This window comes from Paracoccaceae bacterium Fryx2 (assembly GCA_032334235.1).
Lineage (GTDB): Bacteria > Pseudomonadota > Alphaproteobacteria > Rhodobacterales > Rhodobacteraceae > JAVSGI01.
This window is the reverse complement of record JAVSGI010000005.1, coordinates 1,434,924-1,451,227: the sequence shown is the minus strand read 5'-3', so window position 1 is coordinate 1,451,227 and position 16,304 is coordinate 1,434,924. Positions and strand designations below refer to the sequence as shown.

Genomic DNA, 16,304 nt, shown 5'->3' with positions numbered 1-16,304 from the left:
TCAACCGCCGCAGGCCGCAGGGCCAGTGTGCGGCACGGCACACTGGCCCGCGGACCCGACGCGCGGTGCGGCATCAGGTGCCGAAATCGACCCGGGGGGCAAAGCGCGGGCGGGTCACGATGAAATACTCGTAGGTCATCGGGTTCAGCCCGGTATTGAACGGCGGCCGATAGCGCACCTCGGTCTGCAGCAGCAGCACGGTGGTGCCGTCGGCCATCATCGGCAGCCGGTAGGCAAGCGGTTGCAGCGTGGCTGTTGTCAGGGGCTGCATCTGACCATCTGGCGAATTCGACCACAGCACCTCGTAGCGGTCGTCAAGCTCGTCCCACATCACGCTGGTCACCCGGATCTTGGCGGATTCGTCGGGGTCGAGCATGTAGTTCATCGTGTCGCGCATCCCGCGGATATAGGCGGAATTCACCGGCTCCATCTCGCGCGAGATCATGTCGGAAATGGTGTAGCTTGCCTTCTGGATGGTGTTCATCGCCCGAAAGCCATCCCAGTAGTCGAAGATCGTCAGGTAGGCCCAGAACATCAGCGGCAGCACGATCACCGCCTCGACCACGACGGAACCGTCGTCGCCCCGCCGGAAGCCGCGGACCTTGCGAAGCAGTCGTTTCATCACGGCATCCTCCTCACGGTTCGTTGACAAAGGCAGAAACCACCACAAGCCCGTAGCCGCCGTTGCCGTCCTTGGGCAGGGCAAGGCCGATGCCGGTGGTCGGGAACATCGCGTCCAGCGTCGCGCAGACCCGCACCAGCATCAGTTCGCCCGATTGCCCGGTGCCGAATTCGGTGACCGGCTGGATTGCCGCCGAACGGTCCACGCAGGTGGCCTGAGTGGTCGGCAGTGCCCAGGTGGCCCGGCTGATCGGGCGCAGTTCGATCTTCAGGATGTTTTCGCAATTTGGGAAGATCACGGTGCGGTCGCAGATTTCGGTCTTGAGCTTGTCATGGTCGACGCCGGGCAGATGCCCGATGCGCAGTTCGCGCATCGTCGTGTCGACGGCCTGCTCCAGCATGAAGAACCGCGTCCGCATCAGGCCGGATTCGAAGGCGGCCATGAACAGGGTGGTCAGCAACGGGATCACCAGAACGAATTCCAGCGTGGCCACCCCGTCGTCGCGGGAGAACCCGGACCAAAGGCGTTTCAGGAAGGGTTTCATTGGGTCAACCTCAGCAAGCTGATCTGGCTAGCGATGGCGCGGAAGGCGGTGGTGATCGAAAGCCCCTTTGCGTCGAAGTAGTGGGCGGTCGATGTGGCGCAGTTGCGCACCTGGGTGCGGCCGCCCGAGGGTGCCTCGAAGCCGATGCCGAAGACCGTGATCCCGGCGGCCTTGGCGGCGTTGCACACGGTTTGCAGGCGGTTGTTCTTGTCAGCCGACTCGGCGCTGACGAAGGTGTTGAACCAGGTGTTCTGGCCGCTGGTGGTGCTGCCGTGCAGGGCGCGGGAATAGATGTTCATCGCCACCCACGACACCGATGCCTGCGCCCAGAGTTCGGGGTAGGTCAGCCGGGTGGCGCCGGTGGTGCCGCCATCGGGCGTGGTGTACCATTTGCCGTCCGACAGGCGGAAGAACTTGGTCGTGCCGCTGCGGGGCTCGTGATACAGCGACAGCGCGCCGTTGCTGTTGCGCCGCCAGACGTTCGACAGGCCGGAGTCGTAGCCCGGTTTCAGGCGGTATTCGGTGGTGTTTTCGCCATCGGTCATCAGCACCACGATCTTGAGCACGTCGTTCACCGCCGGGTTCAGCGGACGCCCGGCATAGCCCGCATTCACGGTGCCGCGGCCGATCAGCCCCTCGATGATCGGTTGTGCGCCCGGATCGAGCAGCAGCGAGCCCCATTTCATCCCGATGTCGATCGAGGTGTTGCCCTCGGCCACCAGCCCGTTGATCTTGGCTTTCAGGACGGTGGCATTGTCGTTCAGCGGCAGCACGGTATTCACCGTCCGCGGCGAGCAGAAATGCAGCGTCGGGGCCATGGCCGAATAGTATGGGTCGAAATGTCCGGCATGGGTGAAGGGCGTGGTCTGCGACAGCGAGATGGAACCGTAGGTCGAGGGCGGCAGGTCGATGCAGTAGGAGGCGGTGTGGTTCTCGGTCACGTTGAACTGCGATTCCAGCGGCTCGCCCAGGTTGACGTGCCCGGCATAGGGAACGATCGAGATCGTCACCCGCCCGGGGTCGGACGAGGCCAGCACCGTGTCGATGAATTCGCGTGCCGCCGGGCGCAGGTTGTTGATGCGCGACCCGGCCATCGACCCCGAGATGTCCAGCACCAGCGACACTTCCACGTTGGAAATCCGCTGCTCGGCGGTCGAGCTGGCATGGGCGAACAGGTCTTCGATTCCCAGCATGTGCACGAAGAACGGCTGGGTGTCGGCACTGGCCCTGGCGCTGACCTCGCGGAAGTTCAGCCCTTCGTCAACCGTGACCGAGCTCAGGTATTCGGCCATCCCCGCCTTGTCGACGCAATCCTCGACCACGCCCTGGGGGTCAAGCGACTGGGTCAGGCTGGCAGCCGACAGCACGCAGCGGTCCAGCGTCTGCGACATCTCGGTGCGGATCTTCTCGTAATGCATCAGGTCGATCGCCAGACCGCCGAGCATCGACATCAGCACGAACAGGAACAGCGAAAAGACGATCAGCGCGCCGTCTTCGTCACGTCCGAAACGCTTCAGCCGCCCGCTGTCCGGGGCCATCGCGTTCCGGGGCTGCCCTTGTGCGGTGTCCGTCCCCTGCATGTTCATCGTCGGCGTCTCCATCGCTCGTTCCTTTCGCCCCTGATCCGCGGCGCCTTGGTGAATGCGGCTCGGCAGTCACTCCGGTGCCCCGGCAGCTAAGGGGCCGCCTGGGGCAGAAATGTGGCGAAGTCGGCCGGGTTTGAACCCAATTCGACAGGCCCGGAAACAGCGCCAGAAGGCGGCCGGGATTGTGCAGCACCCGGCGACAACCCCTCAACCGGCGGCTGCACGCCCACCGCGCCGCGCTCCGGTCGCGGTTAATTCCGGGCCGGATTCCGCAAGCGCGGCGAATCACCTGACGCCGCGGCGGATGCATCTGCTGGGCGTTCTTTTCGTGATGAATGATTCATCGCTTCGGTCTAGGGTGCGACCGGGCGCCGCAACGCGGGCCCCTGCCAGACACAGGAGAAGTGGCATGCAAGTTGCTGGAGAACCGAGTTTCCGCGAGTCCGTCGATCTGATGTTCAACCGGGCCGTCGCGCTGATGGACCTCAGCCCGGGGCTGGAACAGAAGATCCGGGTCTGCAACTCGACCTATACGGTGCGCTTCGGCGTTCGGCTGCGCGGCAAGATCGAGACCTTCACCGGCTACCGGTCGGTCCATTCCGAACACATGGAACCCGTCAAGGGCGGCATCCGCTATTCGCTGGCCGTCAACCAGGACGAGGTCGAGGCGCTGGCGGCGCTGATGACCTACAAATGCGCGCTGGTGGAAACGCCGTTCGGCGGCTCGAAGGGCGGGCTGTGCATCGACCCCCGCGCCTGGGACGAGCACGAGCTGGAAATGATCACCCGCCGCTTTGCCTACGAGTTGATAAAGCGCGACCTGATCCACCCGGCGCAGAACGTGCCCGCCCCCGACATGGGCACGGGCGAGCGTGAAATGGCCTGGATCGCGGACCAGTATGCCCGCATGAACACCACCGACATCAACGCCAAGGCCTGCGTCACGGGCAAGCCGCCCCATGCGGGCGGCATCCAGGGCCGCGTCGAGGCCACCGGGCGCGGCGTGCAGTATGCGCTGCGCGAATTCTTCCGCCACCCCGAGGATGCGGCGAAAGCAGGGCTTTCGGGCGATCTGGACGGCAAGCGCGTCATCGTGCAGGGGCTGGGCAACGTGGGCTACCACGCCGCCAAGTTCCTGTCCGAGGAGGACGGTGCCAAGATCATCGCCATCATCGAACGCGACGGCGCGCTGGTCGACGAGAATGGCCTGCGGGTCGAGGATGTCCGGCAATGGATCGCCAAGCAGGGCACCATCCGGGGCTACCCTTCGGCCGGCTTCGTCGAAAGCGGGGCAGAACTGCTGGAGGCCGATTGCGACATCCTGATTCCGGCGGCGCTGGAAGGGGTGATCCACAAGGGCAATGCCGCCGCCATCAAGGCACCGCTGATCGTCGAGGCGGCGAACGGCCCGATCACCTTCGGCGCCGACGAGATCCTGCGCGCCAAGGGCACGGTGATCATTCCCGACATGTATGCCAATGCGGGCGGTGTGACGGTGTCGTATTTCGAATGGGTCAAGAACCTCAGCCACATCCGTTTCGGCCGGATGCAGCGCCGGGCCGAAGAGGCGCGCAGCTTCCTGCTGGTCGAGGAACTGGAACGGCTGTCGAACGACCAGCAGCTCGGCTGGCAGCTTTCGCCCGACTTCAAGCAGAAATTCCTGCAAGGCTCGGACGAGCTGGCGCTGGTGCGCTCCGGCCTCGATGACACGATGCGCTCTGCCTACCAGGCGATGCGCGAGGTCTGGCACACCCGCCCCGATGTCGAGGATCTGCGGGTGGCGGCCTATATCGTCTCGATCCGCCGGGTGGCCGCGACCTATGTGTCCAAGGGCCTCTGAGGGCCGTTCCGCGACGCGCCGTGTCGCGGGCAGACAAGGTTTGGCCCGGCATCCGTCGGATGGTCGGGCCAACCCGGTTCACGGGGCGGGACGGCACGGGGCAGGGGCAGATGCGCTATTCGGGTCTGAAGGTCATCAGCGAAGGGCTGTTCGGCAACAGGGGCTGGAAACCGGCATGGCGCGACCCGGCCCCGAAGCCCGCCTATGACGCGATCATCATCGGCGGCGGCGGGCACGGGCTGGCCACCGCCTACTATCTGGCGAAGAACCACGGGCTGACCAACATCGCGGTGCTGGAAAAGGGCTATCTCGGCTCGGGCAACATCGGGCGCAACACCACCATCGTGCGGGCCAACTACCTGCTGCAAGGCAACTCCGAGTTCTACAGCCATTCGATGAAGCTGTGGGAGGGGCTGTCGGCCGACCTGAACTTCAACGTGATGCACAGCCAGCGCGGGCTGATCAACCTGTTCCACTCCGACGGCCAGCGCGACGCCTTCGCCCGGCGTGGCAACATGATGATCTCACAGGGCGACGACGCCGAACTGCTGGACCGCGAAGGCGTGCGATCCTACCTGCCCTATCTCGATTTCGAGCAGACCCGCTTCCCGATCTATGGCGGCCTGCTGCACCGGCGCGGCGGCACGGCGCGGCACGATGCCGTGGCCTGGGGCTATGCCCGCGCCGCCGACCGGCGCGGAGTCGACCTGATCCAGAACTGCGAGGTGACCGGGATCGACATCGCGGGCGGCCGGGTGACCGGCGTGCAGACCACGCGCGGGCCGATCCGGGCGGCAAAGGTCGGCATGGTCGTGGCGGGCCGGTCGGGGCAGGTGGCGGCGATGGCGGGCCTGCGCCTGCCGATCGAAAGCCATGTGCTGCAAGCCTTTGTCACCGAAGGGCTCAAGCCGGTGATCGACCATGTCATCAGCTTCGGCATGGGGCATTTCTACATCAGCCAGTCCGACAAGGGGGGCCTCGTGTTCGGCGGCGACCTCGATTTCTACGCCAGCTACGCCAGCCGCGGCAACCTGCCGATGGTCGAGCATGTGATGGAGGCGGGCATGACCCTGATGCCGATGATCGGGCGGGCAAAGGTGCTGCGGTCCTGGGGCGGGATCATGGACATGACGCCGGATGGCAGCCCGATCATCGACCGCACGCCTGTCGAGGGGCTGTTCGTCGATGCCGGGTGGAACTACGGCGGCTTCAAGGCGGTGCCCGCCAGCGGCTGGTGCATGGCGCATCTGATGGCCACCGGCCAGCCGCACGCGGTTGCCGCACGGTTCCGCCTTGACCGCTTCGCCACCGGGCATCTTCTGGATGAAGAAGGCACCGGCAGCCAGCACAACCTGCACTGAAGGCCAAACCATGCGCATTCCCTGCCCCCTCTGCGGCCCCCGCGACCGGCGCGAGTTCTTCTACTACGGGTCCGAGGATTACCTGAACCGTCCAGTCGGCGACGACCCCGCCGCCTGGGACGCCTATCTGCACCTGCGCGACAACCCCGCCGGGGAAACCCGCGACCTGTGGTATCACGAAATGGGCTGTGCCAGCTGGTTGCTGGTCACCCGCAACACGGTGACCCATGCGGTGCTGGACGCCCGGCTGGTGGCGGCGGGGGGCGAGGGCGGAGCCTCCGGCGGGGATATTTTGGCCAAGATGAAATCCGGAGGGGCGGCATGAGGATCGACGGCAAGGGGCTGATCGACCGCACGTCGCCACTGCGTTTCCGCTTTGACGGGACCGAGTATCAGGGGTTTGCGGGCGATACTCTGGCCTCGGCGCTGCTGGCCAACGGGGTCAGGCTGGTCGGGCGCAGCTTCAAGTATCACCGTCCGCGCGGCGTGCTGGCGCTGGGGTCCGAGGAACCGAACGCGCTGGTAGAGATCATCGAGGACCGCCAGCAGACGCCCAACGTGCGCGCCACGGTGCAGGAGGTGTTCGAGGGGCTGGAGGCGAAAAGCCAGAGCCGCTGGCCGTCGCTGCGGCACGACGTGCTGGCGGTCAACGATCTGGCCGCGCCGCTGCTGACAGCCGGGTTCTACTACAAGACCTTCATGTGGCCGCGTGCCTTCTGGAAGCGGGTCTACGAGCCGCTGATCCGCCGGGCCGCGGGCCTTGGCAGCCTGTCGGGGCGGCATGACGAGGCCGATTATGAAAAGGCCCATGCCTTCTGCGACCTGCTGGTGATCGGCGCCGGGCCTGCCGGGCTGATGGCGGCGCTGACCGCCGGGCGGGCCGGGGCCGATGTGATCCTGGCCGACGAGGATGCCCGGATGGGCGGCCGCCTGCTGGCCGAAAGCGCGCCGGTCGGCGGCATGGCGGGGGCGGACTGGATGGCGGGGGTGCTGGCCGAACTGGCCGAGATGCCCAACGTGCGGCTGATGCCGCGCACCACGGTCACCGGCGCTTACGATCAGGGCACCTACGGCGCGCTGGAACGGGTGGGGCTGCACCTGCCCGCCCGCCCCGGCCTGCCGCGCGAATGCTTCTGGCGCATCGTCGCCCGGCAGGCCGTGCTGGCGGCGGGGGCGCTGGAACGCCCGATCGCCTTTGCCGACAACGACCGGCCGGGGATCATGCTGGCCGGCGCGGTGCGCGGCTACCTGAACCGTTACGGCGTGGCGCCCGGGCGGTGCGTCACGGTCTTTGCCAACAACGACGACGCAAGGCGCACCGCGCGCGACCTGATGGCGGCGGGGGTTACGGTCGCGGCGATCGTCGACAGCCGCCCCGATGCGCGGGCGGAGGAGGATTGCCCCGTCTACCTCGGCGCCACCGTCACCGGCAGCGGCGGGCGGCTGGGGCTGGAGTGGATCAGCGTGGCCCACAAGGGCGGGGTGATGCGGCTGCAAACCGACTGCCTGGCGCTTTCGGGCGGCTGGAACCCGACGCTGCACCTGACCTGCCACATGAACGGGCGGCCGGTGTGGGACGAGGCGCTGGCGACCTTCGTGCCTGCATCGGGCGCCGTGCCGGGGCTGGAGGCTGCCGGGGCGGCGGCGGGGCGGTTCTCCACCGCCGCCTGTCTGGCGGATGGCGTGGCCGTGGCGGGCCGGGCGCTGGCGGCGCTGGGCCTTGCCGTGCCCGACATGGCGCTGCCCGAGGCCGAGGGGGCGGAGGCATCTGTCACCGCACTTTGGGCGGTGCCGGGCAAGGGGCGGGCGTGGCTCGACTTTGCCAATGACGTGACGGTGAAGGACGTGAGGCTGGCAGCGCAGGAAAACTACGCCAGCGTCGAGCACATGAAGCGCTACACCACGCAGGGCATGGCACCCGATCAGGGCAAGAATTCCAGCATCGGCGCGCTGGCGGTGCTGGCCGATGCCACCGGGCGCGGCATCCCGCAGACCGGGACGACGACCTTCCGCCCGCCGTTCAGCCCGGTGTCCATCGCCGCGATGGGGGCGGGCGGCCGGGGGGCAGGCTTTGCGCCGCAGCGTTTCATGACCTCGCACGCCGCCTCGGTCGAGCGCGGCGCGCCGATGATCGAGGCCGGGCTCTGGTATCGCCCGAGCTACTTCCCGCGCCGGGGCGAGACGACCTGGCGCGAGGCCTGCGACCGCGAGGTGGCCATGGTGCGCGGCACGGTCGGGGTGGCCGATGTCTCGACCCTTGGCAAGATCGACCTGCAAGGCGCTGATGCGGCACGGTTTCTCGATCTGGTCTATACCAACACCTTTTCCACCCTGCCGGTGGGCCGGGTGCGCTATGGCCTGATGCTGCGCGAGGATGGCATGGTGCTGGACGACGGCACCACCGCAAGGCTGGGCGACCACCATTTCCTGATGACCACCACCACCGCCGCCGCCGGGCAGGTGATGCGGCACCTTGATTTCGTGCAGCAGGCCTTCTGCGCCGACTGGGATCTGCGCACGATCTCGGTCACCGAAAGCTGGGCGCAGTTTGCCGTGGCCGGGCCGCTGGCACGGGTGCTGGTCAACAGCGTGCTGGATGCGGCGGTCTCGCTGCCCTTCATGGCCTGCGGGGCGGTCAGCCTGTCGGGCGTGGAAGGGCGGCTGTTCCGCATCTCTTTTTCCGGCGAGGAGGGGTATGAGATCGCGGTTCCCGCCCGTTACGGCGAGGCGCTGTTCCGCGACCTTCTGGCGCGGGCCGAAACCCTGGGCGGCGGTGCCTACGGCATGGAGGCGCTGAACGTGCTGCGGATCGAGAAGGGCTTCATCACCCATGCAGAGATTCACGGCCGGGTGACGGCCTTCGACATCGGTCTGGGCCGGATGGTGGCGCAGGGCAAGGATTGCATCGGCAAGGCGGCGTCACTTCGCCCCGGCCTTTCGGGGCCCGGGCGCGAGCAGATGGTCGGCCTGCGCCCGGTGGCCGATGCCGTGCTGACGGCGGGGGCGCATCTTTACACCCCCGGCGACGAGCCGACGCGCGAAAATGATCAGGGCTATGTCACTTCGGTCGGCCCGTCGCCGACGCTGGGGGGCTGGGTCGGGCTGGGTTTCCTGAAGAACGGCCGTGCGCGACATGGCGAGACCGTCCGCCTGATGGACCGCCTGCGCGGCATCGACATCCTGTGCGAGGTCACCGACCCCGTGTTTCATGACAAGGAAGGGGTGATCCTCCGTGCCTAGCCTGATTGCCAGATCGCCCCTTGCCGGGCAGGCCCCGGTCACGCGGGGCGGGGTCACCTTGTCCGAATGGCAGGCGGGCCGCATTACGTCGCTTGCGCCGCTGAAAGGGCAGGGCGCGGCGCTGGACCGGGCGCTGGCGGCGCGCGGGCTGGCGTTTCCGACGCCCGGCCGGATGGTCGAAAGCGGTGCTGCGCGGCTGGTCTGGACCGGGCGCGACCAGGCCTTCCTGATCGGCGCCGATCCGGCGGGGCTGGAAGGTGCTGCGCAGACCGATCAGAGCGACGGCTGGGCCTGCCTGCGGCTCGACGGAGCGGCGGCCGCCGACGTGCTGATGCGGCTGGTGCCGATGGACCTGCGCGAGATGGCGTTTCCGCCTGGCCATGCCGCCCGCGCGCCGCTGAACCACATGGCGATGGTGCTGATGCGCCTGCCGGACGGGTTCGACCTGCTGGTGTTCCGGTCGATGGCCGTGAGCGCCTGGCACGAGCTGGAAACGGCGATGACCGCGCTTGCCGCGCGCGCGGCACTGGCGGGCTGACCCCGCCTGGGCCGTCAGGCGCTGCGATATGTCGGGCGCTGATACGGACCGGCTCCGGTTGCAGAGATCGGGGTCGCAAGGGCGTTGCCTGATGCGGGCGTCCGGCCCCTGGCCGCCATCACTGCCCGTTGCAAGGATGGCCGAAACGGAAAAAGCCACCCGCAGCGCGGATGGCCTTTGCCTTGTGGCCGGACGGCGGCGCGACCTGCGCCGGTCGCCGTCCGGAAAGGGTCAGTTCGCCGGGCCGGCAACCGGAACGCCGGTCGTCGGGTCGAGGTAGACCGAAATCGGCATACCGTTCGCATCGGTCATCGACACGAGGTAGAACGCATCGTCGACACGCGAGATCGCCTGGATCTGGTAGCCCATTTCGCCAAGCTTGATCGCCACGTCGGGCAGCGACATCCAGACCATTTCGGCCGGCGCAGCCTCGGCAGGAGCGGCCTCGGGGGCAGCTTCCACGGCAGCGGCTTCGGCAGGAGCTTCCTCGGGGGCAGCTTCCACGGCAGCGGCCTCGGGGGCAGCTTCCACGGCAGCAGCTTCAGCAGGAGCTTCCTCGGGGGCAGCTTCCACGGCAGCGGCTTCGGCAGGAGCTTCCTCGGGGGCAGCTTCCACGGCAGCAGCTTCAGCAGGAGCTTCCTCGGGGGCAGCTTCCACGGCAGCGGCTTCGGCAGGAGCTTCCTCGGGGGCAGCTTCCACGGCAGCAGCTTCAGCAGGAGCTTCCTCGGGGGCAGCTTCCACGGCAGCGGCTTCAGCAGGAGCTTCCTCGGGGGCAGCTTCCACGGCAGCGGCTTCAGCAGGAGCTTCCTCGGGGGCAGCTTCCACGGCAGCGGCTTCGGCAGGAGCTTCCTCGGGGGCAGCTTCCACGGCAGCGGCTTCGGCAGGAGCTTCCTCGGGGGCAGCTTCCACGGCAGCGGCTTCAGGCTCGGCCACGACGACCGGAGCGGCCGCCGCGAAAGAGGTCGCGCCTGCATAATAGGCCGGCAGCCAAGTGGTGTTCTTCACCAGAGCGTAGTGAACAGCGAAAGAGCTGATCGCGACGCTGCTCAGCAGCAGCGGGATGCCCAGGGTCGGATTGACCACAAGCCAGATTTTGCCGTTGTTCATCTTGATTCTCCCTTAGCCGAGCCACGGCGTGGCGGCAGCCGCCAGGAAATGCGCCAGCAACGCAATGCCGCCGAAGACGCGGGTGCCGAGGATGAGCTGTGCGTGCACTTCTTCGGCCTCGGATACGGTCAGGCCGGTCGGCCACACTTTTGTCGGATCATCAGTCATTCTGTTGTCTCCCCGATAAGGTTCTCCGAGCCTGAGCGCGAATGCGCTGCCCCGAAAAACGATGGAACGCGTCTAAACTCGATGGCTTCGCGCCTTAGGAACGGGCACCCGGGCCGCCGCACCGGTCTCGTTGTGACGGAAAGTGTAATGATTCCCTGACAACTTCAATGTAAACTACACCTGACATGGGGTCAAAAGGGTGCGACCAATTGTGCCTCGACCGGGGGCGGGTTGACGCGGCGGCTTTTCGCACTATCCGTTTCCCCATGCCCGCGCGGAATATTGCCTGAATCCGTCAGGCCGCCGCCGACCGCCGTGCCGCCCGGAGAAGCCGATCCACCGGCCGCAGGTCGCGCCCTGCCGGGGCCGCCGCGCGACAGGCGGCACCCCGCCCCGATTCGGCCGATTCGCTGCCCGTTGCAGGCCGCCGCGACGGCGTGGGCCATGACTCGCTCGGTTCCAGGGGTGTGAGACTTGCAACGCTTGCGCCGCGGGCTGTCTGCCCGGCCGCTAGTGAAAGCCGCCTGACCTGCGTTGCCGCACGTTTTCCGGGCTATCCTTGCGAAGTTCTGCCTGAACGTTCCGCCGCATCCAGCAACAGGGCCCGTTCGGCCTTTTCCTTCGCCCTGATCCTCCAGGCCGGGTAAGCGATGAATGGCGCGATCAAGAAACCGATGATCAGAAAGTTCAGAACGAAGATCAGCGCGGCTCGCGACCAGAAACCGTGAACGGCAAAATAAATCGGTCCGAAGACAAGCGCCCAAAGCCATGTCAGGCCAGTAGATTCGTTAAAGCTGTCGGATAGTTCGTCTATTCTTGCCTGATTGATGCGAATACGTTCTATCAATTCCATTTAAAATGCCCTTCGCTGCCGATATTGCGTTCAAGGCTAGCTTCGCATTGGCATCGCAGCAAGCGCAGCTTTCACGGTCTTGTGAGTGTTTCCGTCGCAAGGGGAAGCTTCGCCGCCCAATCGGTTTGCCTTGGGCAATCCTTGGGCCAAGCCCCAAGGCACAAATGAAATCCAGTGATTTCAATGATGGTTGGTGGGCGACCCTGGAATCGAACCAGGCACGGGTCGCCCCGGGAGAGTTACAGTCTCCTGCCGCACCTTGCAGCGCGTCGCCCACTCTGGCGGCTGGATACCGAAGGGCCCCGGGGGCGTCAAGGCGGAAATGCGGGGGGCGGCCGCGCGAAACCCGGCAGCCGCCACCGCCCGCATTTCCGCTTGCGCCGCGGCGCCCTGCGCCCCATTGTGCCGACCGCGCTTTGGCGGCACGGCGCGGCCCCGGGGGCCGCAGATGCCTGCAGGAACGGGCGGCAAGCGGGGGTGGCATGACGACGGGATCTGTGAAACCGGCCTGGGTGGTCGAGAAGGAGCGCGCGCGGCGCAGCCAGTCGCAGGAAACCGTGTGGCTGTTCGGTCTCCATGCGGTGCGCGACGCCCTGCTGAACCCGGCGCGCGAAAAGCTGCGCCTCGTGCTGACCAAGAACGCGCTCGACAAGCTGGAAGACGCGGTAGCGCACAGCGGGATGGAACCCGAGATCGCCGACCCGCGGCGCTTTGACGTGCCGATCGACGAAGGCTCGGTGCATCAGGGTGCGGCGCTGGAGGCGCGGCCGCTGAACTGGGGCCGGCTGGACGAGATCTGCGCCTCGGGCGCGGGGTTGCCGCTGGTGGTGCTGCTGGACCGCGTGACCGACCCGCACAACGTGGGCGCGGTGCTGCGCTCGGCCGAGGTGTTCGGTGCACGGGCGGTGATCGCGCCGCAGCGCCATTCGGCGCCCGAGACCGGGGCGCTGGCCAAGACCGCCAGCGGCGCGCTGGAACGCCAGCCGTATCTGCGGGTGGTGAACCTTGCCGACGCGATGGAGCAGTTGAAGGCGATGGGCTATGTGCTGCTGGGCCTCGACGGCGCCGGCGAAACCACGCTGGCCGAGGCGCTGGCCGAGATCGGCACCCGCCCGGTCGGCCTCGTGCTCGGGGCCGAGGGGCCGGGGCTGCGCGACAAGACCCGCGACACCTGCGACCGGCTGGTGCGGATTCCGTTCCACGACGGCGCGGGGTCGCTGAACGTGTCGAATGCGGCGGCCATCGGGCTTTACGCCGCAGCAAGCCGCCCTGCAGGCGGCGCGTGATCACAGTTCTGCGACCGGGACTTCAATCCGTCCGCATCGGACCCATATCGATCGGGAGACACGGGTCTGGAACCCCCGTATTTCTCTACACTGTCCCTCGTTCCACACCTGGCGCCCGGCCCGACAGGCCCGGGCGCTTTTTTCTTGCCCAGACGGAAGGCCGCAACCGATGACGCCGATCGACGAAACGCTGACCGGGATCCTGCAATCCACCCGCACCATCGCGCTGGTCGGCTGGTCGCCCAATCCGGCGCGGCCCAGTCACCGGGTGGCGGCCTACCTCGCGGCGCGCGGCTACCGGGTGATTCCGGTCAACCCCGGCCACGCGGGCGAATCCGCGCTGGGCGAGGTGGTGCGCGCCGATCTGGCGGCGATTGCCGAGCCGGTGGACATGGTCGACATCTTCCGCGCCTCGGAACACGTGCCAGGCGTCGTGGCGCAGGCGCTGGCGCATCTGCCGGGGCTGCGCACGGTCTGGTTGCAGCTTGGGGTCGAAAGCGCCGAAGGCACGGCGATGGCCGAGGCGCGCGGCGTGACCGTGGTGCAGAACCGCTGCCCGGCGATCGAGATTCCGCGCCTGCTGGGCTGATCTAGCCCTTTCCCGGCGTGCGTGCGGCCTTTTCCGCGACGCCGGACTGGCCCTCGCGCCGTTCCAGTTCGGCCAGCACATCGGCCAGCGTCACGTCGCGCGCGGCCAGCATGACCAGCAGGTGATAGACCACGTCGGCCGCCTCGGCGGTCAGGCGGGCACGGTCGCCCTTGACCGCCTCGATGATCGCCTCGATGGCTTCCTCGCCGAACTTCTCGGCGCATTTCTCGGGGCCGCGCGCCAGAAGCTTCGCGGTCCAGGAGCTTTCGGGGTCGGCCCCCTTGCGGGCGGCGATGGTGGCGGCAAGGCGGTCGAGCGCGGTCATGTCAGCCTCATCGGAATTCCGGCGGCGGCCATGTGGGCCTTGGCCTGCGCGATGGTGAAATCGCCGAAGTGGAAGATCGAGGCGGCCAGCACCGCGCTGGCGCCGCCCAAAGTCACGCCTTCGACGAGATGGTCTAGCGTGCCGACCCCGCCGCTGGCAATCACCGGAATCGGCACCGCATCGGCAATCGCGCGGGTCAGGGGCAGGTTGAACCCGGCCCGCGTGCCGTCGCGGTCCATCGAGGTCAGCAGGATCTCGCCCGCCCCCTTGGCGGCGACGGTGCGGGCGAATGCCACCGCGTCGATGCCGGTGGCGCGGCGGCCGCCGTGGGTGAAGATTTCCCAGCGTCCGGGGCTGACGGTCTTGGCGTCGATCGCGACCACGATGCACTGGCTGCCGAACCGGTCGGCGGCTTCGGCCACCACGTCGGGGTCGGCCACGGCGGCGGAGTTGAAGCTGACCTTGTCGGCCCCGGCCAGCAGCAGGGCGCGCACGTCCTCGTGGGTTCTGACGCCACCGCCCACGGTCAGCGGCATGAAGCACTGTTCCGCCGTGCGGGTGACCAGATCGAACATCGTACCGCGGTTTTCGTGGGTGGCGTGGATGTCGAGAAAGCAGAGCTCGTCCGCCCCCGCCGCATCATACGCGCGCGCGGCCTCCACCGGGTCGCCCGCGTCGCGCAGGTCGATGAAGTTCACGCCCTTGACCACGCGGCCGTCGGCCACGTCGAGGCAGGGGATGATGCGGGTTTTCAGCATGGGCGCGTCCTTCTTATGCCCCGTGGTAGCGCGGGGCGGCGGGCGGGGAAAGGGGGGCTGTCTGCCCCCCTCTTGGCCTGCGGCCAATTCACCCCCCGAGGGTATTTGGACCAAGAAGAAACATCAGGCGTCTTTGAGGGTGGCCAGAGCGGTGGCGAGGTCGATGGTGCCATCGTAGAGCGCGCGGCCCGAGATGGCACCGGCGATCACGCCGGTGTCGCGGAGAGCGGTCAGGTCGGCCAACGACGACACGCCGCCGCTGGCGATCACCGGGATGGTGACGGCGCGGGCAAGGGCCGCCGTGGCGTCGATGTTGGGGCCCTGCATCGCGCCGTCGCGGTCGATGTCGGTGTAGATCAGGGCGGCGACGCCTGCATCCTCGAAGCTGCGGGCGAGGTCGGTCGCCATGAGGTCTGTTTCGGTGGCCCAGCCCTTGGTGGCGACGCGGCCCTTGCGGGCGTCGATGCCGACCGCGACCTGCCCGGGGAACTGCCGGGCGGCCTCGCGCACCAGGTCCGGGTTTTCCACCGCCACGGTGCCGAGGATCACCCGGGCGAGGCCGCGTTCCAGCCAGAGCGCGATGGTTTCCATGTCGCGGATGCCTCCGCCAAGCTGGCAGGGCACCGCGACGCGGGCCAGGATCGCCTCGACCGCCGCGCCGTTGACGGGGGTGCCCGCGAAGGCGCCGTTGAGGTCGACCAGATGCAGCCAGTCGCAGCCCGCCGCCACGAAGGCCGCCGCCTGTGCCGCCGGATCGTCGCCGAACACCGTGGCCGCCGCCATGTCGCCGCGCAGCAGACGCACGCACTGGCCGTCCTTCAGGTCGATGGCGGGGTAGAGGATCATGGCGCTCTCCGGTCCTTGGGCTCGGGCGGTCTTTGCCACGGGGCGGGCGGGATGCCAAGGGTGCAGCGCGACCCCACGTCATGCTTGCGCCAACGGCGATTCGTCACGGATGATCGTGGCACCTTCAGGGAGGAGGCCCGCATGAAAAAACTCGCATTGATTGCCGCGATCTGTCTGGCTGCCGGTTCGGCGCTTGCCGATCCGGTAGAGGGCACGTGGAAGACGAAACCCGACGACAACGGCAATTTCGGCCATGTGCAGGTCACGCCCTGCGGGGCGGCGTTCTGCGGCACGCTGGTCAGGGCGTTCGACGGCAGCGGCAAGCAGATTCAGAGCCCGAATGTCGGCAAGCGCATCGTCTGGGACATGGTTGCCAAGGGTGGCGGTTCCTACGGCGGCGGCAAGGTCTGGTCGCCTGACCGCAACAAGACCTACACCTCGAAGATGTCGCTGAAGGGCAACGCGCTGGCGGTGCAGGGCTGCGTCATGGGCATCTGCCGCGACGGCGGGCAGTGGAGCCGGGTGAAGTAGGGTTCCCGGACCGGGTGGGGCGGTTTGTTGTGTCGTAGCAGCCCGGTCGGCGGATTTGTTCTTCTTTTGTTTACCTGCGCCGGCGCAGACTGCCGGTCATGAAGGCAAGG

General features: G+C 67.6%; 17 protein-coding genes and 1 tRNA gene. 8 read left to right on the top strand and 10 right to left on the bottom strand.

Features of this window, described 5'->3' with window-relative positions; all coding sequences use genetic code 11:
• Positions 1 to 73: 73 nt before the first annotated feature.
• From RNZ50_16210 to RNZ50_16200, 3 genes are read right to left on the bottom strand one after another with little or no spacing between them, the layout of a single operon-like run.
• Positions 74 to 622, bottom strand: coding sequence for a TadE/TadG family type IV pilus assembly protein (locus RNZ50_16210; protein ID MDT8856536.1), 549 nt, complete (start codon positions 620 to 622; stop codon positions 74 to 76).
• Between the two features lie 13 nt (positions 623 to 635).
• Complete coding sequence (locus tag RNZ50_16205) at positions 636 to 1,166, bottom strand: pilus assembly protein (protein MDT8856535.1); 531 nt, start codon at positions 1,164 to 1,166, stop codon at positions 636 to 638.
• Positions 1,163 to 2,767, bottom strand: coding sequence for a VWA domain-containing protein (locus RNZ50_16200; protein MDT8856534.1), 1,605 nt, complete (start codon positions 2,765 to 2,767; stop codon positions 1,163 to 1,165). Before RNZ50_16200 ends, RNZ50_16205 begins: the two co-directional genes overlap by 4 nt.
• A gap of 394 nt (positions 2,768 to 3,161) precedes the next feature.
• Here RNZ50_16200 and RNZ50_16195 point away from each other — a divergent pair, with 394 nt between their 5' ends.
• From RNZ50_16195 to RNZ50_16175, 5 genes are all read left to right on the top strand, one after another.
• On the top strand, positions 3,162 to 4,592 hold the full coding sequence (locus RNZ50_16195) for a Glu/Leu/Phe/Val dehydrogenase (GenBank protein ID MDT8856533.1): 1,431 nt from the start codon (positions 3,162 to 3,164) through the stop codon (positions 4,590 to 4,592).
• Positions 4,593 to 4,702: 110 nt separating this feature from the next.
• A complete protein-coding gene (locus tag RNZ50_16190; protein ID MDT8856532.1) occupies positions 4,703 to 5,953 on the top strand; it encodes a sarcosine oxidase subunit beta family protein in 1,251 nt (416 codons plus the stop codon).
• A gap of 10 nt (positions 5,954 to 5,963) precedes the next feature.
• The gene (locus tag RNZ50_16185) at positions 5,964 to 6,278 is read left to right on the top strand and encodes a sarcosine oxidase subunit delta (GenBank protein MDT8856531.1); all 315 of its coding nucleotides are present in this window, start codon (positions 5,964 to 5,966) and stop codon (positions 6,276 to 6,278) included.
• Complete coding sequence (locus tag RNZ50_16180; protein MDT8856530.1) at positions 6,275 to 9,193, top strand: sarcosine oxidase subunit alpha family protein; 2,919 nt, start codon at positions 6,275 to 6,277, stop codon at positions 9,191 to 9,193. Before RNZ50_16185 ends, RNZ50_16180 begins: the two co-directional genes overlap by 4 nt.
• Positions 9,186 to 9,731, top strand: coding sequence for a sarcosine oxidase subunit gamma (locus tag RNZ50_16175; protein ID MDT8856529.1), 546 nt, complete (start codon positions 9,186 to 9,188; stop codon positions 9,729 to 9,731). The genes RNZ50_16180 and RNZ50_16175 overlap by 8 nt, the downstream gene beginning before the upstream one ends.
• A 231-nt stretch (positions 9,732 to 9,962) precedes the next feature.
• Here RNZ50_16175 and RNZ50_16170 read toward each other — a convergent pair whose 3' ends face one another.
• The 4 genes from RNZ50_16170 to RNZ50_16155 form a co-directional block, all read right to left on the bottom strand.
• Entirely contained in the window at positions 9,963 to 10,838 is an 876-nt protein-coding gene (locus RNZ50_16170; GenBank protein MDT8856528.1) for a light-harvesting protein, read from the bottom strand.
• 12 nt (positions 10,839 to 10,850) lie between these two features.
• Complete coding sequence (locus RNZ50_16165; protein ID MDT8856527.1) at positions 10,851 to 11,006, bottom strand: light-harvesting protein; 156 nt, start codon at positions 11,004 to 11,006, stop codon at positions 10,851 to 10,853.
• A gap of 553 nt (positions 11,007 to 11,559) precedes the next feature.
• Positions 11,560 to 11,859 (bottom strand): DUF2628 domain-containing protein, encoded by a 300-nt coding sequence (locus RNZ50_16160; protein MDT8856526.1) that lies wholly within the window; start codon positions 11,857 to 11,859, stop codon positions 11,560 to 11,562.
• 191 nt (positions 11,860 to 12,050) lie between these two features.
• Positions 12,051 to 12,134 (bottom strand) — tRNA-Tyr (locus tag RNZ50_16155).
• A gap of 207 nt (positions 12,135 to 12,341) precedes the next feature.
• Between RNZ50_16155 and rlmB the strand changes: the two genes are divergently transcribed.
• Entirely contained in the window at positions 12,342 to 13,145 is an 804-nt protein-coding gene (rlmB, locus tag RNZ50_16150; protein ID MDT8856525.1) for a 23S rRNA (guanosine(2251)-2'-O)-methyltransferase RlmB, read from the top strand.
• 169 nt (positions 13,146 to 13,314) lie between these two features.
• Positions 13,315 to 13,734, top strand: a complete 420-nt coding sequence (locus tag RNZ50_16145) for a CoA-binding protein (protein ID MDT8856524.1) — start codon at positions 13,315 to 13,317, stop codon at positions 13,732 to 13,734.
• 1 nt (position 13,735) lies between these two features.
• On the opposite strand, the gene RNZ50_16140 is transcribed toward RNZ50_16145, so the two are convergent.
• The 3 genes from RNZ50_16140 to hisA form a co-directional block, all read right to left on the bottom strand.
• A complete protein-coding gene (locus tag RNZ50_16140) occupies positions 13,736 to 14,059 on the bottom strand; it encodes a phosphoribosyl-ATP diphosphatase (protein MDT8856523.1) in 324 nt (107 codons plus the stop codon).
• Positions 14,056 to 14,817, bottom strand: coding sequence for an imidazole glycerol phosphate synthase subunit HisF (gene hisF / locus RNZ50_16135; protein MDT8856522.1), 762 nt, complete (start codon positions 14,815 to 14,817; stop codon positions 14,056 to 14,058). The genes RNZ50_16140 and hisF overlap by 4 nt, the downstream gene beginning before the upstream one ends.
• 123 nt (positions 14,818 to 14,940) lie before the next feature.
• Complete coding sequence (hisA, locus tag RNZ50_16130; protein ID MDT8856521.1) at positions 14,941 to 15,663, bottom strand: 1-(5-phosphoribosyl)-5-[(5-phosphoribosylamino)methylideneamino]imidazole-4-carboxamide isomerase; 723 nt, start codon at positions 15,661 to 15,663, stop codon at positions 14,941 to 14,943.
• 141 nt (positions 15,664 to 15,804) lie between these two features.
• Here hisA and RNZ50_16125 point away from each other — a divergent pair, with 141 nt between their 5' ends.
• On the top strand, positions 15,805 to 16,194 hold the full coding sequence (locus RNZ50_16125; protein ID MDT8856520.1) for a DUF2147 domain-containing protein: 390 nt from the start codon (positions 15,805 to 15,807) through the stop codon (positions 16,192 to 16,194).
• Positions 16,195 to 16,304: the final 110 nt, after the last annotated feature.